The sequence below is a fragment of the Nonomuraea wenchangensis genome, from assembly GCF_900111685.1.
Lineage (GTDB): Bacteria > Actinomycetota > Actinomycetes > Streptosporangiales > Streptosporangiaceae > Nonomuraea > Nonomuraea wenchangensis.
The window spans coordinates 482,144-502,890 of record NZ_FOHX01000007.1 but is presented as its reverse complement, the minus strand read 5'-3'; the positions used below and the strand labels follow the sequence as shown (position 1 = coordinate 502,890).

At 73.3% G+C, this 20,747-nt stretch carries 19 protein-coding genes; 7 read left to right on the top strand and 12 right to left on the bottom strand.

Going from position 1 to position 20,747, the window contains the following annotated elements; genetic code table 11:
* The first annotated feature begins 175 nt into the window (after nt 1–175).
* On the top strand, nt 176–1,585 hold the full coding sequence (locus BMW85_RS24000) for an MFS transporter (RefSeq protein ID WP_091085239.1): 1,410 nt from the start codon (nt 176–178) through the stop codon (nt 1,583–1,585).
* A 166-nt stretch (nt 1,586–1,751) separates the two neighbouring features.
* Nucleotides 1,752–2,381, top strand: a complete 630-nt coding sequence (locus tag BMW85_RS23995) for a TetR/AcrR family transcriptional regulator (RefSeq protein ID WP_177240844.1) — start codon at nt 1,752–1,754, stop codon at nt 2,379–2,381.
* A 7-nt stretch (nt 2,382–2,388) separates the two neighbouring features.
* Here the strand turns inward: BMW85_RS23995 and BMW85_RS23990 are convergent, their stop codons facing one another.
* The 6 genes from BMW85_RS23990 to BMW85_RS23965 form a co-directional block, all read right to left on the bottom strand.
* Complete coding sequence (locus BMW85_RS23990; RefSeq protein ID WP_091085234.1) at nt 2,389–4,023, bottom strand: potassium/proton antiporter; 1,635 nt, start codon at nt 4,021–4,023, stop codon at nt 2,389–2,391.
* A 146-nt stretch (nt 4,024–4,169) separates the two neighbouring features.
* The gene (locus BMW85_RS23985; protein ID WP_245775024.1) at nt 4,170–5,561 is read right to left on the bottom strand and encodes a sensor histidine kinase; all 1,392 of its coding nucleotides are present in this window, start codon (nt 5,559–5,561) and stop codon (nt 4,170–4,172) included.
* A gap of 98 nt (nt 5,562–5,659) precedes the next feature.
* Entirely contained in the window at nt 5,660–7,258 is a 1,599-nt protein-coding gene (locus BMW85_RS48555; RefSeq protein ID WP_177240843.1) for a sigma-70 family RNA polymerase sigma factor, read from the bottom strand.
* Nucleotides 7,255–8,919, bottom strand: coding sequence for an RICIN domain-containing protein (locus tag BMW85_RS23975; RefSeq protein ID WP_091085228.1), 1,665 nt, complete (start codon nt 8,917–8,919; stop codon nt 7,255–7,257). The genes BMW85_RS48555 and BMW85_RS23975 overlap by 4 nt, the downstream gene beginning before the upstream one ends.
* A 99-nt stretch (nt 8,920–9,018) precedes the next feature.
* Complete coding sequence (locus BMW85_RS23970) at nt 9,019–9,894, bottom strand: MurR/RpiR family transcriptional regulator (protein ID WP_245775023.1); 876 nt, start codon at nt 9,892–9,894, stop codon at nt 9,019–9,021.
* Nucleotides 9,895–9,942: 48 nt separating this feature from the next.
* Entirely contained in the window at nt 9,943–10,695 is a 753-nt protein-coding gene (locus tag BMW85_RS23965; protein ID WP_091085222.1) for a sugar isomerase domain-containing protein, read from the bottom strand.
* 109 nt (nt 10,696–10,804) lie between these two features.
* Between BMW85_RS23965 and BMW85_RS23960 the strand changes: the two genes are divergently transcribed.
* The gene (locus tag BMW85_RS23960) at nt 10,805–11,749 is read left to right on the top strand and encodes an N-acetylglucosamine kinase (protein WP_091085220.1); all 945 of its coding nucleotides are present in this window, start codon (nt 10,805–10,807) and stop codon (nt 11,747–11,749) included.
* Nucleotides 11,750–11,991: 242 nt separating this feature from the next.
* Here the strand turns inward: BMW85_RS23960 and BMW85_RS23955 are convergent, their stop codons facing one another.
* A complete protein-coding gene (locus BMW85_RS23955; RefSeq protein WP_143082381.1) occupies nt 11,992–12,519 on the bottom strand; it encodes a hypothetical protein in 528 nt (175 codons plus the stop codon).
* 167 nt (nt 12,520–12,686) lie between these two features.
* Here BMW85_RS23955 and BMW85_RS23950 point away from each other — a divergent pair, with 167 nt between their 5' ends.
* From BMW85_RS23950 to BMW85_RS23935, 4 genes are all read left to right on the top strand, one after another.
* Complete coding sequence (locus BMW85_RS23950) at nt 12,687–13,196, top strand: SigE family RNA polymerase sigma factor (protein WP_091085214.1); 510 nt, start codon at nt 12,687–12,689, stop codon at nt 13,194–13,196.
* Complete coding sequence (locus BMW85_RS23945; RefSeq protein WP_091085212.1) at nt 13,193–14,281, top strand: hypothetical protein; 1,089 nt, start codon at nt 13,193–13,195, stop codon at nt 14,279–14,281. The genes BMW85_RS23950 and BMW85_RS23945 overlap by 4 nt, the downstream gene beginning before the upstream one ends.
* A gap of 80 nt (nt 14,282–14,361) precedes the next feature.
* Nucleotides 14,362–16,650 (top strand): polysaccharide lyase 8 family protein, encoded by a 2,289-nt coding sequence (locus BMW85_RS23940; protein WP_091085209.1) that lies wholly within the window; start codon nt 14,362–14,364, stop codon nt 16,648–16,650.
* A gap of 128 nt (nt 16,651–16,778) precedes the next feature.
* On the top strand, nt 16,779–17,249 hold the full coding sequence (locus tag BMW85_RS23935; RefSeq protein WP_091085207.1) for a molybdopterin-binding protein: 471 nt from the start codon (nt 16,779–16,781) through the stop codon (nt 17,247–17,249).
* 21 nt (nt 17,250–17,270) lie between these two features.
* Here BMW85_RS23935 and BMW85_RS23930 read toward each other — a convergent pair whose 3' ends face one another.
* From BMW85_RS23930 to BMW85_RS23910, 5 genes are all read right to left on the bottom strand, one after another.
* Complete coding sequence (locus BMW85_RS23930) at nt 17,271–18,302, bottom strand: ABC transporter ATP-binding protein (RefSeq protein WP_091085389.1); 1,032 nt, start codon at nt 18,300–18,302, stop codon at nt 17,271–17,273.
* Nucleotides 18,299–19,162 (bottom strand): ABC transporter permease, encoded by an 864-nt coding sequence (locus BMW85_RS23925; RefSeq protein WP_091085205.1) that lies wholly within the window; start codon nt 19,160–19,162, stop codon nt 18,299–18,301. The genes BMW85_RS23930 and BMW85_RS23925 overlap by 4 nt, the downstream gene beginning before the upstream one ends.
* A 5-nt stretch (nt 19,163–19,167) precedes the next feature.
* On the bottom strand, nt 19,168–19,971 hold the full coding sequence (gene modA / locus BMW85_RS23920; protein WP_425434363.1) for a molybdate ABC transporter substrate-binding protein: 804 nt from the start codon (nt 19,969–19,971) through the stop codon (nt 19,168–19,170).
* Nucleotides 19,972–19,984: 13 nt separating this feature from the next.
* Nucleotides 19,985–20,395 (bottom strand): TOBE domain-containing protein, encoded by a 411-nt coding sequence (locus BMW85_RS23915; protein WP_091085198.1) that lies wholly within the window; start codon nt 20,393–20,395, stop codon nt 19,985–19,987.
* Between the two features lie 209 nt (nt 20,396–20,604).
* Nucleotides 20,605–20,709 carry a TetR family transcriptional regulator C-terminal domain-containing protein gene (locus BMW85_RS23910; RefSeq protein WP_218155897.1) on the bottom strand — a complete coding sequence of 35 codons (105 nt, stop codon included), beginning with the start codon at nt 20,707–20,709 and terminating at the stop codon, nt 20,605–20,607.
* Between the last annotated feature and the right edge of the window lie 38 nt (nt 20,710–20,747).

Below are 20,747 nucleotides of genomic sequence, written 5' to 3'. Positions count from 1 at the left end.
CCCGCCCCCGCCCCCGCCTTCCCGCGCCGGCGCGCCTTCCCGCACCCCCGCACCCTTCCTCGCCCCCGCGCATCCGCACCTCCGCACCTCCGCTCGCTCCACGCCGACGTCGCGGAGCGATGAACCCTGCCCCGAACCCCTGGCCGACCACGTCCTCATCAAGGAGCCCCCCACCATGGTCAGCGAGCGCGTTCCCCCGCACAGCGAACCAGCGATCTCCACGACGGCCGCCCCGCCGTCGAAGCCCAGCATGGTCAAAGCCTGGGTGATCACCCTCATGCTGCTCGCCAGCACGCTGATCGCCTACCTGGACAAGGCGATCCTCGGCCTGGTCGCCCAGCCCGTGATGGCCGACCTCGGCCTGACCGCCACCCAGTTCGGCACCATCAGCACCGCCGCCAGCCTGCTCGGCCCCGTCGTGACGCTGCTGTTCGCCACCGTGGCCGACCGGCTGCCGCTCAAGGGCACGCTGTTCACCCTCGTCCTGCTCTGGTCGCTGATCCAGCTACCGATCTTCTTCGCCGCCTCGGCCGGCATGCTCGTCGTGACCCGGCTGCTGCTCGGCGCGGCGGACGCGCCCTCCAACTCGGTAATGCACTCGATGGCCTACTCCTGGTGGCCGAACGAACGGCGCGGCCTGCCGGCCGCGCTGCTCACCACCGGGGCCTCGTTCGGCAAGCTGATCTTCGCGCCGGTCCTGGTCGTGATCATCGCGGCGCTCGGCTGGCAGTACGGCTTCCTCAGCGTCGCGATCATGGGCTTCGTCTGGTGCATCGGCTGGGCGTTCGTCGGCAAGACCGGCCCCTACGCCGAGCCGGTGACGCCGCGCCCGGCGAAGAAGACGGCCGAGGAGGCCGCCGCGACGGCCGCGGACGGCTCGCCCGAGGACCCGACGGCGGGCACCAAGGCCCCACTCCGCTCGATCCTGCTGACCGGCACCTTCATCGGCTACCTGGCGCTGTTCTCCTCGGTCGGCATGCTCGTGATGATCGTCCTGACCTGGCTGCCCTCGTACTTCGAGGCGGGGCTCGGCTTCTCGGCCGTGACCGCGGGGTCGCTGTTCGGGGTGCCGAGCATCACCTCGGTGATCTTCCTGTTCGCCTACGGCGCGTGGGGCGACCGGGCGCTCAAGCGGGGCGTCCCGGCCCGCGTGGTCCGTACCCTCATCGGCGGCGGGCTGGCGATGGCCGGCGGCCTGTCCCTGATGACGCTCCCCCTCGCGGACGGCGTGGCGCTGCCCATGGCGCTGCTGATGCTCGGCTACGGCCTGAGCACCAGCATCTACGCGATCGCCAACCCGACGCTCGCCCAGATCACCCCGCCCGCGCAGCGCACCGGCGTCCTGTCGCTCGGCCTGGCACTGAGCGGCCTGATCGGCGTCCCCGGCCCGGTGCTCGCGGGCATGGTCCTCGACTCCGCCAAGGCTTCCAGCGGCTCCCCGGCCGACGGCTACACCAGCGCGTTCCTGCTGGCCGGCGTCATCGTGCTGATCGGCGGCGCGCTGTTCGCCCTGCTGGCCAACCCCGAACGCGACGCGCTCAAGGTGGAGGCGGCCCGCGCCGCCCGCGCGGCCCGTACCTCCTGAGCCGGAGGACGACCGTGCGCGCCTCCCGCCGGACCCCGACCGGCGGGAGGCGTCCGCCCGCACGAGGAAACCGCTCCCGACCACCGGCACCAAAAAAGACGATCATTGTCCGCAACCTTGACGAAGATCGCTGACGCTGATGCCCTCTCCTGGCAAACTGGTTTTCATGACGAGCGCTGCCGCGCCACGGCCGGGACGGCCGCCGGACCCCGACATCGAGCCGCGCGTGCTCGACGCGACGCTGCACATCTACGCCGAGGTGGGCTGGGCCGGCTTCACCATGGACGCCGTGGCGCGCCGGGCCCGCGTGGGCAAGGCCGCGCTCTACCGCCGCTGGAAGAGCAAGGAGAAGCTCATCGTGGCGGCGCTCGCCTCGCTCACCACCCCGGTGATGGCCGAGTCCACCGGCTCGCTGCGCGAGGACCTGCTGGCCATGGCCATCCGGACGCTCAAGGCGCAGCAGAGCCGCGACGGGCTGGTCGGCATCCGGGCGCAGATCGAGGCCAAGTTCTATCCCGAGCTGTTCGGGCAGGCCATGGAGGACCTGGGCAGGCAGTGGCGGACCATCTTCCGCAACCTCGTCCTGCTCGCCATCGAGCGCGGCGAGATCCCCAAGGGCACCTCCCCCGCCCTGGTCCTCGACGCGGTCAACGGCATCCTCGTCAACCACGTCCTGTCCACGCCGCTGGACAAGATGCCCGCGCTGGTGGAGGACGCCCCGCGCTACGCCGAGACCGTCGTGGACTTCGTCCTCTCCTCCATCGGCTACCGCGGCGGCGCGAACCGGCCCGCCTGACACGCGGCTACGGCTCGTCGCGCTGCAGGCCCTTGGGGGTGATCCCGGCCCACCAGGAGGCGACGGACTCGCGCGCGCGGACGAGGGCCGGGACGGCGGCCCGGCCCGCGCCGGACAGCGGCAGCGCCGCCCGCTTGGGCGCCGGGCGGGACTCGCCGCGCCCGTCGTGCCACTGGGCCAGCCTCCCGCCGCGGCCCACGGCGCGCAGCCGGTTCTCGACCGCGGCGCGGGTGGCGGGCGTGGTGACGATGAGCACCTCGTCGCCCTCGCGGAGCGGGGTGTCGGGCTCGGGGACGAGGGTGTCGCCGTCGCGGATGATCAGAGTGACGATGGACGGCTTCGGCAGCCGCAGCTCGAAGATCTCCACGCCGTTCATCCGCGAGCCGGCCGGGATGGTGAGCGTGAGCAGGTCGGCGGCCAGCACGTTCAGCGGCGCCGCCTCGATCTCCACCTCACGGGCCTGGTGCGGCTGGGTGATGCGCAGCAGCCGGGCGATCAGCGGCAGGGTCGGCCCCTGGATCAGGGTGAAGATGACGACCAGGACGAAGACGATGTTCAGCAGCTGATGACTGCCGGGCACCGCGGCGACGATGGGATAGGTCGCCAGCACGATGGGGACCGCGCCGCGCAGCCCCGCCCACGAGATGAAGGCCTGGTGCCGCCACCCCATACGGAACGGGGTGAGGCAGGCCGCCACCGAGACGGGCCGGGCCACGAGCAGCAGCACCAGGCCGATGAGGACGGCGGGCAGCAGCGCGGTGGGCAGCTCGCTCGGCGTGACCAGCAGGCCGAGCATGACGAACAGGCCGATCTGCGCCAGCCAGCCGATCCCCTCGGCGAACGACCGGGTCGCGGCGCGGTGCGGCAGCACGGCGTTGCCCAGCAGGAGCCCGGTCAGGTAGGCGGCCAGGAACCCGGAGGCGTGCACGGCCCCGGCGGCGGCGAAGGCGATGACGCCCAGGCCGACGGTGGCCAGCGGGTACAGGCCGCTGGCCGGCAGCGCCACGAACCGCAGCGCCGCCGTCCCCGCCCAGCCGATCGCCAGCCCGATCGCGGCTCCGGCCACCAGCTCGAAGCCGATCTGGCCGGCGATGGAGAGCGGGTCCGGCAGGTCGGTGACGCCGGTGGAGAACACGATCACCAGGATGACGGTGGGCGCGTCGTTGAAGCCGGACTCGGCCTCCACCAGCCCCGCCACGCGGCGCGGGAGGGGCAGCGCGCGCAGGACGGAGAAGACGGCCGCGGCGTCGGTGGAGGAGACGATCGCGCCCAGCAACAGGGAGAGCTGCCAGTCCAGGCCGAGCAGCAGGTGCGCCCCTGACGCCGTGATCGCCACGCTGACCGCGACGCCGAGCACCGACAGCAGCGCCGAGGGCAGCATCAGCCGCCGGATGTCGCTCCAGCGGGTGCTCAGGCCGCCCTCCACCAGGATGATCGCCAGCGCCGTCGTCCCGAGGAGCTGGGCCAGCTGGGCGTCGTCGAAGTCGATGCCGAGCACGTCCTCGCCGAGCAGCACGCCGAGCGCCAGGAACAGCAGCAGGCCGGGCAGGCCGAGCTTGGTGGCGGTGCGGGCGGCGGCGATGCTGGCGAGTAACACCAGGCCGCCGGCCAGCAGGACTGCGTACAACTGGTGCAAACTCATCCTGAATCCTCACATCACGTCGACGCTCGACCCGGGCCCCGGCCCCAGCATCCGGTTCGTACGGGTCCGATTCCTACCAGTTCGATCCCTATCGGGGAGATCTTAATGAGACAATCCCTATCGGGACGCTCTCTAACGGGCGATCCCTAAGGGTCCGGGTCCCCCAGATCCGGCTCTCCCCCGGCCGGGTCCCCCACGGCCGGATCCCCCACCGCCGGGTCGCTCTGGTCGCGCAGCAGGCGCAGGATCAGGCGGCCACCCGGCCCCTCGCCCACCAGCAGTGTCCCCCCGTGCGCGTGCGCGATGTCGCGGGCGATCGGCAGGCCCAGACCGCTGCCTCCGGTGTCGCGCGAGCGGGTCGCGTCCAGGCGGGTGAACCGCTCGAAGACCTGCTCGCGCTTCTCCGGCGGGATGCCGGGCCCGTCGTCCAGCACCTCGACCTCGGCCAGCTCCCCGGTCGCGCGCACGGTGACGTGCACGCGGGTGTCACCGTACCGGTCGGCGTTCGACAGCAGGTTGGTCAGCACCCTGGCCAGCCGCAGCCGGTGCCCCCGGACGATCACGCCGGGCTGGATGGAGGTGGTCACCGGCAGCCGGGTCTTGCCCCGGCGGCGGATCTCCTCGCTGACCAGCTCCCCGAGGTCGATGCGCTCGTTGCGCACCGGGGGCGCGGCGTCCAGGCGGGCCAGCATCAGCAGGTCCTGCACGATGGCGGACAGCCGGTACGCGTCCGCCAGCGCCGCCGCCCAGTCCTCGTCCCGCCGCTCGGCCATCCCCGCCTCCAGCCGCACCGTCATGGCCGTGATCGGGCTGCGCAGCTCGTGCGAGGCGTCGGAGACGAACCTGCGGTGCCGGTCCACCGCGTTCTGCAGCCGCTCCAGCGTGTCGTTGACGGTGACGGCCAGCTCGGCGACCTCGTCCCTGGTGGCGGGCACCTCAATGCGCCGGCTCAGGTCCTCTGCGCTGATCCGCTCCAGGCCGCGGCGGATGCGCTCGACGGGGGCGAGGACGCGGCCGACGCCGTACCAGGTGCCCCAGGCCATCAGGCCCAGCAGCAGCGTCGCCGCCCCGTACAGCAGGACGTACAGGGACGGCGAGCGCAGCGCGGCCGGCTCCCTGACGGCGGCGTAGGCCATGACCGGGCCGTACGCGCTGGCATCGTCGAACAGCCCCACCACGACCAGGCAGGTCCCGGGCGGTACGGCGTCCGCCGCCGTCTTCTCCCCGCACACCCGGTCGTTCACCAGCGACTCCCCCGGTCTGGGCCGGGCGCGGGTGAGCGGCGGCGAGCCGGCGAGCTCGGCGTCGGCCGCCACCACCCGGCCCGCGCCGTCCACGACCTGCAGGAATCTCACGTCGTCCAGCTTCGGGATCGGGCCCGTGAAGCGGGACCGGTCGATGAGCACGGTCAGGCGGCGGGCCGCGGCCGCCGCCTGCTCCCGAAGGTCGTCACGCGCCCGCGCCAGGAAGAGCGACGAGATCACGAAGACCCCCGCGAACAGGATCACCCCGAACAGCGTCACCGTCGCGACCGTCATCCGTGCCCTGATGGACCGGCCCCACATCATGATCCGACTGTTTCATTCGGCATGACAACGATCGGCAAAAGACCTGCCATGACGGCTCGCCGGGCGCGTCAGCCGTCCGCGAAAGTGATGCTCTGGTCGGCCGAGCCCGTGTAGGGGCCGTACAGGATGAACGCCGTCGGCGGACGTTTCCCGACGAACTCCTTGCCGATGGACAGGGCCTTGCCGGAAGGGACGCTCACCAGGCGGCGCACGCCGTCGCTGAACGTCGGGCGGTGCCAACGCTGGACCGGGACGGAGGCGCAGGGGCGGAGGCGGACGGCGAGCATGCCGCCGCCGTTGAAGGCGGTGGTGTCGTACTGCTCGCCGGCGGCCAGGCAGCGGCCGGTGACCACGTTGACGAGCTGGAACCGCTGGGCGGGGCCCCTGGTGCGCCAGGCCGTGCGGGGGTCGGCGCACGGCAGCGCCGCCACCTCCGCGCCCGCCGCGCCGACACACCGGCTCGCGTGCACGAGCCGGGCGCCCGCCTGCGCGGCGGCGGTCGGGGTCGCGGTCCGGGTGGGGGTGCCGGCGCTCCTGCGGGCTTGCGCCGGTGTCCGCGCCCGGCCGGTCGTCGGCGAGACCGTCGCTCTGGGCCCGGCGGTTGCCGTCGGCCCGGCCGTGGACGTGACCACCGACGACGGGGTCCGCGTCGGCCTGCGCATCGATGTCGGCGTCGTTCCGTCGGCCGGCGAGCTCGCGGCGGACGGCGGGCCCGCCGTGGGAACGGCAACCGGCGGCGCCGGGGCGGCCTCCAGGATCACGCCGCCCACAGCCGCCGCGACGACCACCGCCGCCCCCACCACCGGAACCACCCACCCCGGCACCCCACCCCCAAGGGAAAGAGCACCCCCCTTCCCAGCCACCACGCCCTTGGAAGCGGAGGCGGCCGGGGTCAGGGTCGTCGCTGTCGTGGTGGTCCACTCGGCCGCCTTCAGGGCGAGGGGGAGCAGCGCGACGGGGACCGCCGCGCGGAGCGTGGCGTTGAGGTCGCGCAGTTCCGCGTGCGCTCTCGCGCAGCTCGCGCAGGTGCTCAGGTGCGTACGCAGCCCGCGCGGCAGCCGGTCGCTGCGCTTGCGTACGATCGCCGCCAGCGGCTCGGCGTACTGCAGGCAGCGCGGCGACGCGCCCGCCACGTGCGCCGCCAGGTACGCCTTGCGCAGCCCTTCCCGAGCCCGGAAGGCGAGCACCCCCACGTTGCCCGGCGTGACGCCGAGGATCCGCGCGACCCGCTCCGGCTCCTCCTCCTCGATGAGCGTGTGCCACAGCACGGTCTGCCAGCGCGGCGGCAGCGACCGGTAGGCCCGCGTCACGAGATCGTCAGGCGGCTCGGGCGGCGGCGTGGTGAGCTCGTCCTCGCGGAACTCCTCCGTGAGCACGATCCGCTGCTGGGAGCGGGCCCACTCGATCGCCGTGTTGCGGGCGACCGCGTACAGGTAGGGCCGCCACGCCTCGCTCGGGCCGCCCGAGCCGTTGCGCACGGTGCGCAGGGTCCGCGCGAAGGACTCGCTGGCGAGGTCTTCGGCGGTGTGCGGGTCCTGGCACAGGCGGCGGGCGAAGGCGAGGACGGCGGGATGGTGCCGCTCGTACAGCTCGGTGACGGCACGCTCGTCCCCGGCCCTGACCAGGCGGGTCAGGGCCGGGTCCGCGTCTCTCGGATCGTCCGTCACTTGAGCAGGAATTTGACCGAGTTCTTCGGGTATGCGGCCTTGGCGTAGACGGCGGCGGTCCTGCCGGCGCGGACGGCGACGATCCGGGTGGCCCTGGTGGTCGCGCTCTTTACCGTGACCGAGCCGCCGGTCCTCTCCAGCAGCCAGCGCTGCCCCTTGGCGGCGCCGCTGCACGCGGCCATGACGACGGCGCGCTTGCCGCCGCTGATCCGGCCGAGCGCCAGGCAGCGGTTCTTCTGGCGCAGCTGCACGTGCTTGCCGACGTTGACGACGTCCCACGTGGTGCCGCAGGAGCCGAGGCGCGCCCTGGTGCCGGACACGGTCAGGCAGGTGCCGTACGAGCTCCTGAACCGGACCTTGCTCGGCGCGACGACGTCCGGCTCCGACGAAGGCCCGGTGGTCGGGGCGGCGGTCGGGCGGGTCGTCGAGCTGGACGTGGCCGTGGGCTTGGGGGTGGGGGCCTGGGTGCCCGGCCGGGTGGGCGCGGGGTCGAGGCCGTCGAGCAGTTCGGTCACGAACTCGCCCTTGCCGTCGGCCACCACGGCGCCACCGTCCCGGTTGTCCTTGATGGAGAGCTTCTTGCCCCCCGCCCGGTTGGCGAAGTTGGTCTTGTCCTGGCCGGCCTCCGGCAGCCACTGCTGGGACTTGTCCTTCTTCACGCACGCGGCCGTCACGACGGTGTCCGCCATGGCGAGGCAGCGGCCGGTGGCGGCGTTGCGGATGGTGAGGTAACCGTCGCCGTCGATGGCGCGCTGCCAGGTCTGCGCGGCGCCGTTCGCGCAGGTGCGCTGTACGACCTGGGTCGCGCTCCCGTCGAGGCACCTGCCGCCGTCCACGGCCTTGACGCGGAACTGCCACACCGGGCTCGGCTGGTCCTGGACGAGGTACGGGCTGAAGGCCACGTTCCTGATCTTCTCCAGGGCCGGCTGCTTGACCGGGGTCGGCTCGAAGTAGCGGAAGTCGTCGATCCGGCACGAGTCGAGGTGGTAGTTGGCCGCGAGGTCGCTCGTGCACTCCTTGCGGGTGCCCATGTCGCGGCAGACCGGGTCGTTGCCGTTCACCCCGCCGCCGTCGCAGTGGGAGAGCCCGAAGCTGTGGATCAGCTCGTGGGTGAGGCCGGCCTCGCTCCAGCACCAGCGCGGCAGGATGACGTTGCCGCCGCTCATCCCGGCGTTCGCGCCGCCGCCCGTGCAGGAGTCGGTGATCTCGTTGTCCCGGACGAAGTACAGCGGCTTGACCCGGTTGGCCTTCCAGAGGGTGCGCACCTGTGCCGGCTGGGAGTCGAGGTTCTCCTCCATCGCCTTGCCCATCTCGGCCCGGTTGCGGCCCTTCGTGAACGGCAGCCTTGCCACCACCGGGCGGCAGCCGGCGTCCTGCACGACCCGCAGCCGCCGGGAGATCCCGAACCGCTCGGCGCTGGAGTCCACCGTCTGGTCGGTCTCCCAGAGGGTGTTGAGCAGCGCGGCGCTGTCGGCCTCCCAGGCGTCCTGCCCCGGCTGGTGGACGTAGATCGGCAGCACCCAGCCCTTGTCGCCGGCGTCCGCGCCGTCGCAGGCGAACGGCGAGCGGGCCGCCGGCGCCGTCACGGCGACGGCGGGCGAGGGAACCACCAGAACCGCCGCCGCCATCGACAGCAGCAGCGTCATGAAGATCGATCTCATCGTGCTCAAGCAGAGCTCCTTTCCTTTCACAAGGGAGGAGTCCGGCTGCTCGCCTTGATTACGCGACTTCGCGAGATTTTTTCGGAAGTCTGCGCGGGGTCAGAGTTTGTGCGACTCCACGGCCTGCGACGTGAGGTCGAACGCCTCGGTGGTGCGGTCGAAGGTGCGCTGCGCGATCATCACGTACACCAGGTCGAGCACCACGAGCTGGGAGTGCTTGGCCGCCAGCGACTCCGGCCGGAACGTGGTCTCGCGGGCCGAGGTGGTCAGCACCAGGTCGGCGGCGTCGGCCAGCGGCGAGCGGGGGAAGCTGGTGAGCGCGACCGCCACCGCGCCGGCCGCCCGCGCCCGGCTCAGCACCTCGACCGTCTGCCGGGTGGTGCCCGAGTGGGAGACGCCGATCGCCACGTCGTCGCCGGTGAGCAGGGCGGCGCTGGTCAGCCCGCTGTGCACCTCGCACCGGGCCCAGGAGGCGATGCCGATGCGCTCCAGGCGGTACTGCATCTCCAGCGCCGACAGCCAGCTCCCGCCCACGCCGAACAGGTCCACCCGGCGGGCGCCCGCGACGAGGTCGGCCACCCGCTCGGCGACGCGCGGGTCGATCTGGGCGGCGGTCTCCTGGATGGTGCGCGCGTCGGCGCCGGCGATCACTTCGAGCACCCGCTCGGGCGGGTCCTGCGGGCCGATCTCGCGGCCGAGGTCGATCTCCCAGCGGGCCTGCTCGGCCCGCCCGGTCTCGGCGGCGATCGCGATGCGCAGCGCCCGGTAGTGGTCGTAGCCGATGGTCCGGCAGAACCTGGTGACGGTGGCCGGGGCCACGCGGGCCCGGTCGGCCAGCTCGACCAGGGCGAGCGTGGTCATCTCGGCGGGGTCCGCGAGCACCTGCTCGGCGACCCGTACGAGGGCGTTGGGCAGCGTCGGAAGCAGGGTGTGGATGCGGTTGAGCACCGGGGTCACGTCAGACAGCTGCGCCACGTACGTCATCCTTCCACGATGCTCCGCGGTGCAGAGGCATGGCGGGCGTCAGGCGCCGCGCCGGAGGCGGCCGGCGTAGCGGGCCTCCAGCGCCTGGTTGTGCGCGTCGCCCTCGGGGATGTTGGCCGACAGGTAGACCGGCGGGGCCTGGCCGGCCGCCAGCAGCCGGGACACCGTCTCGGCCACCATGAGCTGCGCGAGCAGCGCCGAGGTGATCGTCGAGACCGCGCCGAACGAGCCGCCGCCGGGCAGCTCCAGCACCGAGTCGCCGCGCGGCGCGCCGTTGTCGAGCACGACGTCGGCCAGCTCGAACAGCTTGCGGCCCGACGGATGCCGGGCCGGCACCGCCCGGCTGTGCCGCAGCGAGGTCAGCGCGATCAGGCCGTGGCCGCGCTCCTTGACCAGGGCGGCCAGCTCGACCACGCAGCCGTTCACGCCGGAGCTGGAGATGATCACGAAGACGTCCTGGGGCGCGACCGGGGCCAGCTCGTAGATGCGCCGCGCGATGCGCGGGTCACGCTCCAGCTCGGGGTCCTGGAGCACGCTGGGCGGCTCGCCGCCGAAGATCACCAGGTCGCGGAGGGTGAGGCGGTTCGTGGGGACCAGGCCGCCCGCGCGGCCGGCGATCTCCATCGCGATCGCCTCGGAATGCCCGGAGCCGAAGGCGTTGACCACGCCGCCGGCGCCGAGCGAGGCGGCGAGCAGGTCGGCCGCCCCGGCAATCTCCTTCTCCTGCTGGGCGGGCAGTTTCGCGAGCAGCTCCGTGACCACGGCCACGTAGTCCGCACCTGTCAGCGGCATGAGCGCTTCCCCCGGATCGTAAGTTTTTTTATGATTCGCCAGATACGGCGAAACTTGTATCACAGCGGATCCGGCCCCCGCCTTCCCACCCCCTCGGAGGAAGTGATCCATGGAACTGTTCCTCGGCATCGACGCCGGCGGCACCTCCACCCGCGCCCTGCTCGCCACGCGCACCGGCGAACGCGCCGGTCAGGGCCTCGCGGGCGGCGGGAACCCGGCCGCGCACGGCGTCGAGGCGGCGCTCGCCGAGATCACCGCCGCCGTACGGCAGGCGCTCGGCGACGTGGACCCGCGCCGGGTCGCGGACGGCGTCATCGGGCTGGCCGGGCTCGGGGCGCTGGAGGACCCGGCCGTCCACGCCGCGTTCGGGCGTGCGTGGGCCGCGTGCGGCTTACGCTTCCCGGTGCGCGCGGTCGAGGACCCCCTGCTCGCCTTCGTCGCGGGCACCCCGGAGCCGTCCGGGCACGTCCTGCTCTCCGGGACGGGCGCGGGCGCGCTGCGCGTCGAGGACCGGCGGGTCACCCGCGTCGGCGACGCCCTCGGCTGGCTGCTCGGCGACGCGGGCTCCGGGTTCTGGCTCGGCCGGGCGGCGGCGCGGGCCGCGGTCCGCCAGCTCACGGCGGGAACCCCGGGCGAGCTGGCCCGGCTGGTCGCCGAGGCGGTCGCCGGGCCGGGAGCGGCCCTGACCCCGCGAACCGCGGACACCGTCATCATCCGGGCGCAGGCCGCGCCCGTGCCCACGCTGGCCCCGCTCGCCCCGCTCGTCGCGCGGGCCGCCCTCGCCGGCGACCCGGCCGCCGCCGGGATCGCGGAAGCCGCCGCCGACCGGCTGCTCGGCACGCTGGCCGAGGTGCGCGCGCCGGACGAGACGACGCCGATCGTCCTCGCCGGCGGCGTCCTGACGGCGCCCGGTCCGGTCCGCGAGCACGTCCTGCGGCGGTGCGCGGCCCGCTGGCCCGCGCCGATCTCCGTCGCCGGCGACACCGCCGCCGCGGCCGCCTGGCTGGCCGCCGGAGCGGAGGCGCCGCACACCGCCTGGTTCCCGCGCCCCTGACCAGGGCCTGCTCACCCTCGCAAGATCGCACTCAGCCCGCTCATGAGGACGTCGCCTTCGCAAGCTCCTTCACGGGCGGCCTTGAGTGCGCAGCCGGCTCGCCGACGTGGCCGTCCTGCGCGCCTGGGCCGCCGAGCTCGACCGCGTGTACGGGACCGAGCTCGACCGGAGCGGGTCACTGTACGGCGGTCGGGGGGCGGGCCGCGTCTCGCTCCCGTTCCAGTGCCGCGATGACGACCGGCTCAGCGCGGCGGGCCGGCCGGGCCCCGGCACCGGCATCCGGCCAGGGCCCGGCCGGAGCGCCCGCCGGGCGGGCGCGCCGCCGGCCCGCCTGGGCACGAGCCCACCGGCGCGTAGCGGCGAGGAGGGACGCGCCGCAGCGCCGGCCGGGCCGGCGGCGGCTGCGGGGTGACCCGGCGCCGGTCCTGGCGCTGCCCGCCGGTGCGGGCGTGGCGGCGCACGATGCCGTAGAAGCCGCCGGACAGGCACATGGCGACGACCGCGACGAACCTGAGCACGTCGGGGACGCCGGTCACGATGAGCTCACCGGCGGGCTGGATGAGGAAGCCGGTGGCGAGGGTCCACACGACGAGGCCCATGACGGCGGCGGCCCGCAGGTCGGCCGCGAACGCCGCGTAGCAGCACCCCGCCAGCCCCATGACGGCGAAGCGCACCTCGAGCTGGCCGATGGGCACCACCAGGGCGGTGATCGCGCAGGCGGCCACCGCCGCGAAGAACCCCACCCCGATGCTGAGCTCGATGGAGGGCACGCGGCGGACCCGGGGGCTGCAGGAGATCACAGCTCCCCATTCAACGGCCAGGAAGGACGGCCGGGCAACACGATTGACGCGGTGATGGCTTTTCTCGCACCGCCCGCCCCTCGGGTGCAACCTTTCGCTCGCGCGGTCGCGTTGGCATGGGGCGAGAGGAGATCACATTGGATCGTCACGAGGGCTTCCGCGAGTTCGTGCTCGCCCGGCAACAGGCGTTGATGCGGACCGCGTACCTGCTCGTGGGCGACCGTCACCTCGCCGAGGACCTGTTGCAGAGCACGTTGACGAACGTCGCCAGGCACTGGCACAAGCTGGCGGCGGGCGGCAACCCGGAGGCGTACACCCGCAGGGCGCTGGTGAACCAGTACATCTCGTGGCGGCGCAGACCCCGCTTCGAGGTGCCGAGCGCGGAGCCGCCCGAACAGGGCGTCTCCTACGACGAGGCGACGCTCGACCGCGTCGTGCTGCGCCGGGCGCTGGCCAAGCTGACGCGCAAGCAGCGCGCGGTGATCGTGCTGCGGTTCTGGGAGGACCTGACGGAGGCCCAGACCGCGGAGGCGCTCGGCTGCTCGCTCGGCACCGTCAAGAGCCAGACCCATCACGCGCTGGCGCGGCTGCGCGCGCTGGCGCCGGAGCTGAGCGAGGACTTCGAGGCCCAGGAGGTGTCCAGATGAGCAGGCTGCGCGCGGCACTCGGCGAGCTGGCCCAGGAGGCGCCCGACGTGGCGCCGACGACGGACCTGGCAGCGCTCGCGGTGGCGAACCATCAACGACACAGGAGAAACATCACCATGGCAACGGCCTTTTTCGCGACGGTGGCGCTGGTGGGCGCGGTGACGGCGGGTGTGACGCTGACCGGGTCCGGCCAGGCCGCCCCGGCCACGTCGTCGGTGCCCGACCTGCCCTCGGGCAAGGTGGGCGAGCTCAGCTACGCGTACCGCACGAAGTGTGAGATCGACTTGCCACAGACGCCGTCTTTCGACTGTTCCGCGGTCGAGTGGCGAGTCGTCACCCGCACGGGCAGGACCTACCGGGTGCCGCAGGCGCTCGCCAACACCCCCGACCACACGCAGCCGCCGGTCGCGATCAGCAGGGACGGGCGGATGTTCGCCTACTACAGCAGGCAGGAGGGGGCGCACGTGGTCCACGACCTGGTGGCCGGCACCCAGGTCGTCTCGCGGGTTAAGGTGAAGGAGTCGCAGATCGGCCGCGGCTCGATGCTGGTCGTCTCCGACGACGGGCGCCACCTCGGCTTCGACCCGCGCGAGGGGAGCAAGTACCCGGGGCTGCTGATCGACGTGCGCACCGGCAGGACGACCACGCTGAACGGCAAGTACGAGGCGATCGGCATCAAGGACGGGCTGGTCGAGCTGATCCGCTACCGCAAGACCGACCTGTGGCTGATGCCGGTCACCGGCGGCGGCAAGCCGGTGCGCTTCCACGGCACGTACATCATGTTCAGCGAGCCCGCCCCGGACGGGCGCACGGTGGCCGCCGTGGAGTTCGAGAAGAGGAGGCTGACGCTGCTCGACACCAAGACCGGGCGGGTGGTGCGGAAGGTGACGGTCAAGGGCGCCCCGGTCAAGGGCGGACCGGACTCCGTGCGGATCTGGGCGAGCGCGTCCGAGGTGATGCTCGACTACCAGGTGAGAACGGAGCTGCGCAGCTACGCGGTGAACGTCGACACCGGGAAGGCCCGGCTGGTGCACAAGGTGTCCCTCGCAGACTCGCAGGACGTGAAGCTGCCGGCCGAGTGGTGACGGCGAGGGCGCGATGAGTGGTCCTCTGCCGACATAGGATCTTCTCATCTGTGATCAGCCCTCATGCCCGAAAGGCCGCCATGATTCACCCCCTCAGCCGGCGGTCCGCCCTGCTGGGCGCCTCGGCCGTGGCCGGTGCCGCCCTGTGGGAAAGGCCGGCTGAGGCGGTGAGCACCGCCGCGTTCGACGCCGCGCGGGAGCGCTGGGTGAGCCTGCTGGCCGGCGGCGCGTACGACCCCGCCCACACCGACAAGATCCAGGCCGTCGAGGGCTCGGCGAACGCGGTGCTGCGCAAGCTGAAGCCGGACCCGCGCCGCCCGAGCCTGTGGCCCGACCTGCCGCTGTCCAACCCACGTACGGGCGACTTCAACCGCTCCTACAACCGCATGCGCACGCTCGCGCTCGGCTGGGCCACCCCGGGCACCGCCATGCACGGCGACCCCCGGGTGGCCGAGACCGCGGTCAGGGCGCTGGACTTCCTGTACGAGCACGCCTACCACGAGCGCCTCGACCGCCGGGGCAGCAACTGGTACTGGTGGGAGATCGGCGTGCCGCGCGCGCTGACCGACACCTGCGCCCTGCTCTACGACGGCCTGCCGAAGGACCACCTCGCACGCTGGCTGCGCCCGCTGCGCCGCTGGTGCCCCGACCCGGAGCGGCGGATCAGCCACCCCGGCGTGACCGAGACCGGCGCGAACCGGGCGGGCAAGGCCATGGCCGTCGCGATGCGCGGGCTGCTCACCCACGACGCGCGCCTGGTCAGGCGGGCCAGCGACGCGGTCTCCGACCTGTTACGCCGCACGAAGGGGCCCGGCGACGGCTTCTACCACGACGGGTCGTTCATCCAGCACGACGTCTACCCCTACACGGGCAGCTACGGCGTGGACTACCTGGAGAGCGTGGCCAAGCTGATCGCCATGCTCGCGCGCTCGCCGTGGGAGATCCCCCGCATCGGCAACGTGTACGAGATCGTGGACCGCTCGTTCGTGCCGTTCGTCTTCGACGGGCTGATGATGGACTGCGTCCGCGGCCGGCAGATCTCGGTGCAGGGCCACCGCGACCACCATTCGGGGCAGAAGACCGTCGAGGCCGTTCTCACCCTGCTGGACAGCGCGCCCGAGCGGCACGCCCGGCGCTGGCGTCCGCTGGTGAAGGGCTGGCTGACCCGCAATCAGGCGATCCCGTACGGCACGCACGCACCGCTGGCGAGCCTCGCGCGGGCCGAGGCGCTGCTGGCCGACGACTCGGTGCCGGTCGGGCCGCGTACGACGGGCACGTACGTCTTCGCCGACATGGACCGCGTCGTGCACCGCCGCCCGGGCTGGGCCTTCGCGATCGCGATGAGCTCGGAGCGCATCGGCGCGGCCGAGGCCATGAACCAGGAGAACCTGCACGGCTGGTACACCGGCGACGGCATGACGTACCTCTACACCGACGACCTCACCCACTGGAACGACGACCTCTGGCCGACGATCGACCCGTACCGGCTGCCGGGCACGACGGTCGACACCCGCAGGCGCGCCGACCTCACGCACGGCACCCGCCGCCTGCCCCCCACTCCTTGGGCGGGCGGGGTGGCGCTGGACGGCGAGTACGGCGTCGCCGCCATGAAGCTGGTCGCGGGCGGCTCGTCGCTGCGCGCCAAGAAGGCGTGGTTCCTCCTCGACGACGCGGTGGTCGCGCTCGGCGCCGGCATCACCGCCTCCGACGGCCGCCGGATCGAGACGGTCGTGGAGAACCGCAACACCCACGCCGAGCACCCGCCGCTGACCAGGGGCGAGCGGTGGCTCCACCTGTCCGGCGTGGCCGGGTACGCGCTGCTGGACGGCGCTGAGATCAAGGTCACTCGCGAGCAGCGCACCGGCCGCTGGCGCGACATCGACAAGGGCGCCACCACCGGCGGCGACACGACCCCCGTCACCAGGCACTACACGACGATCGTCATCGACCACGGCGCCGATCCGCGTAAGGCGCGCTACGCCTACGCCGTGCTGCCCGGGGCCTGCCCCGAGCGGACCGCCGCCTACCGGCGGCAGGTCGAGGTCCTCGCCAACAACGGCACGGCGCAGGCCGTCTCCCGCGGCGACCTGATCGCCGCGGTGTTCTGGCGGGCGGGCAGCGTCGAGACCCCGCACGGGAAGCTCTCCGCCGACGGTCCGTGCGCGCTGGTGCTGCGCCGCGACCGCGGGCGGGTGCGGGTCGCCGTCTCCGACCCGTCCAGGACCGCCGACGAGGTGCGGATCAGGCTGCCGTGGGCGGTGCGCTCGGTCGTGAAGGGCGGCCGTGGCGTGCGCAGGTCCAAGAAGTCGATCAGGGTGGAGGTCGGCGGCACCCGCGGCCGCACCCACGCCGCTGTCGTACGCATCTGAGCACGTATTCCGCTGATCCCTCTGGCACCTGCCAGGAGGACAAGCTTCAAGCCTCGCATGTAAGTGTGAGCTCGATGGCCGCCGGGCATGGGCAGGGTCAGACGGTTGCCCAGGCGAGGAGGCGTCCCGTGGAGCCCACGTCGATCGAGCAGGGGACGAACGGTCCGGTCCGCCTGACCGGTGAGGTGCGCGAGCCCGCCTGGCTGAGCATGGCCGGGCTGCGGTCGATGCCGCAGCGGGAGATGACGGTGAGTTTCGAATGCCGTAGGTCCGGGTCGCGGCGGCACTTCTTCACCGGTCCCCTGCTCATCGACGTGATCGGCGCGGCCGGGCCGCTGTTCGACCCCGGCGAGCGCAAGGACCGGCTCCGCTTCCTGGTCGCGGTCCTGGGCAGGGACGGCCATCGCGCCGTCCTGTCGTGGGGCGAGCTCGACCCCGAGTTCGGCAACACCGCGGCGCTGCTGGCCGTCAGCATGGACTGCCGCGATCTGGACGAGCAGGGCCCGCACCTGGTGATGCCGGGCGACCGCTGCGGCGCCCGCCACATCAGCCAGGTCACCGACCTCAGGGTCTGCGCCGACGAGCGGTTATGGGGCTGAGTCCCCCGCCGGACCCGGCGCTCATGCCGGGTAGGCGTGGGTCTCGGTGGCCTTGACCGACGCCCAGATGCGCTGGCCCGGGGTCAGGTCGAGGTCGGCGACGGCGGCGGGGGTGATGTCGGCGAAAGCGGTGACGGGGCCGTCGAGGTGCACCCGTACGTTGTCGCCGTGCCGTTCGATGCCGCCGATCCTGGCCTGCCACAGGTTGCGCGGGCTGCCGTCGGGGCGGCTGCGGTAGAGCGCGACGGCGGCCGGCGGGAAGGCGACGAACGCCGGCCCCTCCAGGTTCTCGGAGGTGTGCAGCGGCCACTCGCCCACCTTGACCAGGGCCCCGTCGGCCACGCCCCGGTAGAGGTTGAGCCCGACCAGGCGGGCCACGTAGTCGGTGCGCGGGCGGCGGGCGACCTCGGCCGGCGTCCCCTGCTGGACGATCGTGCCGCCCTCGATGACGATCAGCCGGTCGGCCAGCACCATCGCGTCGAGGGGGTCGTGGGTGACCAGCACGGTGGCGCCGTCGAAGTCGGCCAGGTGACGGCGGAGCTGGGAGCGGATCTCCAGCCGGGTGTGGGCGTCGAGCGCGGCGAGGGGTTCGTCCAGCAGCAGCAGCTCCGGCCGTACGGCCAGCGCGCGGGCGAGCGCGACCCGCTGGGCCTGCCCGCCGGACAGTTCCCGGGGCCTCGCGGCGGCGCGGTCGGCCAGCCCGACCCGCTCCAGCAGGGCGGCGGCGGCGCGGCGGGCCTCGGCCTTCGGCACGCCCTGGCAGCGCGGCCCGAAGGCGACGTTGTCCAGGGCCGACAGGTGCGGGAAGAGCAGGTAGTCCTGGAACACCATGCCGATCGGGCGCTGCTCCGCGGCCAGGGTGTGCAGCGGCCGGCCGTCGAGGACGATCTCGCCCTCCGACAGCCCGGTCAGCCCGGCCAGGGCGCGCAGCGCGGTGGTCTTGCCCGCGCCGTTGGGGCCGAGCAGCGCGACCACCTCGCCGGCGGCGACGTGCAGGTCGAGATCGAGGGTGAACGCGGCCCGGGTGACCACCAGGCGGGCATCGAGGCTCACGCGGCGCTCACCCACCGGTCGCGCAGGCTGGCCAGGATGATCACCGACACGGCCAGCAGCACGAGGCTGAGCACGATGGCGGCCTCCGGCTCGGTCTCCAGGGCGAGATAGACGGCCAGCGGCATGGTGCGGGTGGTGCCGGGGAAGTTGCCGGCGAAGGTGATGGTCGCGCCGAACTCGCCGAGCGCCCGCGCCCAGCACAGGACCGCCCCGGCGACCACGCCGGGCATGACCATCGGCAGCGTCACCCGGCGGAAGACGGTCCAGCGGGAGGCGCCGAGCGTCGCGGCGGCCTCCTCGAAGCGCTGGTCGGCGCCGCGCAGCGCGCCCTCCACGCTGATCACCAGGAACGGCATCGCCACGAACGCCTCGGCCACGATCACCCCGGCCGTGGTGAACGGCAGCGTGACGCCGAAGCTCGACTCCAGCCACTGCCCGACGAGTCCGCGCCGGCCGAGCACCAGCAGCAGCGCCACGCCGCCCACGACCGGCGGCAGCACCAGCGGCACGGTGACCAGCGCGCGCACCAGACGGCGCCCGGGGAACTCCACCCGGGCCAGCAGCCAGGCGAGCGGCACCCCGAGCAGCAGGCAGCAGGCGGTGGCGACGGTGGCGCACGCCAGCGACAGCCGCAGCGCCTCCAGCACGTGCGGCTCGGCCAGTCGCTCCAGCAGCGTCGGCCAGGGGGCCCGGATCAGCAGCCCGGCGAGCGGCAGCACCAGGAAGACCAGGCCGGCGACGGCGGGCAGCACCAGCATCCACGGCAGCCGCCCGGCGACGCCACGGCCCGCGGCCCGCCGGCCGCCGGACCCGGCCGACGGGCCCGGCGGGCCGGCGTGCTCAGGTGTGGAGAAGTCCATGGCGGTCAGGGGGCCTCGAAGCCGGCCTTGGTCAGCACGTCCTTGCCCTGCTGCGACAGCACGAGGTCCACGAACTGCCCGGCCAGGTCACCGGCGGGGGCCTTGGCCAGCGTGGCGATCGGGTAGTCGTTGATCGCCTGGTCCGCCTCGGGGAACTCGATGCCGGTCACCTTGCCCGCCGAGGCGATCACGTCCGTCCTGTAGACCAGCGCCGCGTCCACCTCGCCCAGCTCGACCTTGGTGAGGGTGGCCTTGACGTCCTGCTCCAGGGTGACCGGGGTGACCTTCAGCCCGGCCGCGTCCAGCGCCTTGACCGCCGCCGCGCCGCACGGCACCTGCTCGGCGCAGAGCGCCACCTTCACCTTGGCGTCGGTGAGGTCCTTCAGCTCGTCCACCTCGGCCGGGTTGTCCTTCGGCACGGCGATCTGCAGCTTGTTGCGGACGAACGTGACCGGCGAGGCCGCCAGGGACGCGTCGGTGACGGTCTTCATCGTGGCCGGGCTCGCCGCCGCGAACACGTCCGCCGGCGCCCCCTGGACGATCTGCTGGGCCAGCGTCGCGCTGGAGCCGAAGTTGAACCTGACGGTCGTGCCCGGATGCGCGGCCTCGAAGGTCTTGCCGAGCTCGGTGAACGTCCCGGTCAGCGACGCCGCCGCGAACACCGTCACCTCCCCGGCCCCGCCACCGGCGGCCGAGGACGAGCCCGCATCGGGGGTCGCGGCCGGCTCGCCGGAGCCGCAGCCGGACAGGCCCGCCAGCGCGAGCGCGACGGGCAGGGCGATCGCCCATCGGGGAAGACGCCTTGACACCAAGGGGGGCTCCTCACAAGGTACTGGCCACGCGCTCGTGACCGGGGATCTCCACGACGACGTTGGTGGACTTGATCACGGCGACCGCCACCACCCCCGGCTCCAGACCCAGCTCGTCGGCGGCCTGACGGCTCATCAGCGACACCACGCGGAACGGCCCCGCGGCGATCTCCACCTGCGCCATCACCGCGTCGCGGATCACCTCGGTGACGATCCCGCGAAAGCGGTTGCGCGCCGACGAACGGCCGCCCTCGACCGTCTCGACCTGGGCGCGGGCGAACGCCGCCAGGTCGGCGCCGTTGACCTGCCGGTGACCGTGCTCGTCCCGCTCGGCGGTCAGCCGGCCCGCGTCCACCCACCGCCGGACGGTGTCGGAGCTGACCCCGAGCAGCGCCGCGGCCTCGCTGATCCGGAACGTCGTCACAAGCCCTCACCCTACCTTCCGCACATACAAGCCTGAAGAGCCACCTGCCACCGCAACAGCGGCCCGATCCTCCTGCCCACCCTGGCATCCACGAGCCGTACGAGATCCGCCGCCGCAGCGTCCGCCGATCCATCCTCCACCCGCCGGAGCACTCCCCGCGCGGAGGGCCGCCCGGGCTGCGGAAACCGGGGGCGGTGCGACGGGCCGGATCAGGCGAGCAACCGGTCCACCAACCCGTCGAGGTAGTCAGGGGTGAGCGGGCCCGCGCCGAACAGGAGACGGATGTAGATCGGCGCCAGGAGATGGTCCAGCACCTCCAGCGCGTCGCGCGGACGCTCGGCGCGGTGCTCGG

Bases quoted from the DNA above. Each gene is read 5' to 3' on its own strand.
- BMW85_RS24000 (WP_091085239.1), top strand. From the start codon at position 176: ATGGTCAGCGAGCGCGTTCCCCCGCACAGCGAACCAGCGATCTCCACG.
- BMW85_RS23995 (WP_177240844.1), top strand. From the start codon at position 1,752: ATGACGAGCGCTGCCGCGCCACGGCCGGGACGGCCGCCGGACCCCGAC.
- BMW85_RS23990 (WP_091085234.1), bottom strand. From the start codon at position 4,023: ATGAGTTTGCACCAGTTGTACGCAGTCCTGCTGGCCGGCGGCCTGGTG.
- BMW85_RS23985 (WP_245775024.1), bottom strand. From the start codon at position 5,561: ATGACGGTCGCGACGGTGACGCTGTTCGGGGTGATCCTGTTCGCGGGG.
- BMW85_RS23975 (WP_091085228.1), bottom strand. From the start codon at position 8,919: ATGAGATCGATCTTCATGACGCTGCTGCTGTCGATGGCGGCGGCGGTT.
- BMW85_RS23965 (WP_091085222.1), bottom strand. From the start codon at position 10,695: ATGCCGCTGACAGGTGCGGACTACGTGGCCGTGGTCACGGAGCTGCTC.
- BMW85_RS23960 (WP_091085220.1), top strand. From the start codon at position 10,805: ATGGAACTGTTCCTCGGCATCGACGCCGGCGGCACCTCCACCCGCGCC.
- BMW85_RS23945 (WP_091085212.1), top strand. From the start codon at position 13,193: ATGAGCAGGCTGCGCGCGGCACTCGGCGAGCTGGCCCAGGAGGCGCCC.
- BMW85_RS23940 (WP_091085209.1), top strand. From the start codon at position 14,362: ATGATTCACCCCCTCAGCCGGCGGTCCGCCCTGCTGGGCGCCTCGGCC.
- BMW85_RS23925 (WP_091085205.1), bottom strand. From the start codon at position 19,162: ATGGACTTCTCCACACCTGAGCACGCCGGCCCGCCGGGCCCGTCGGCC.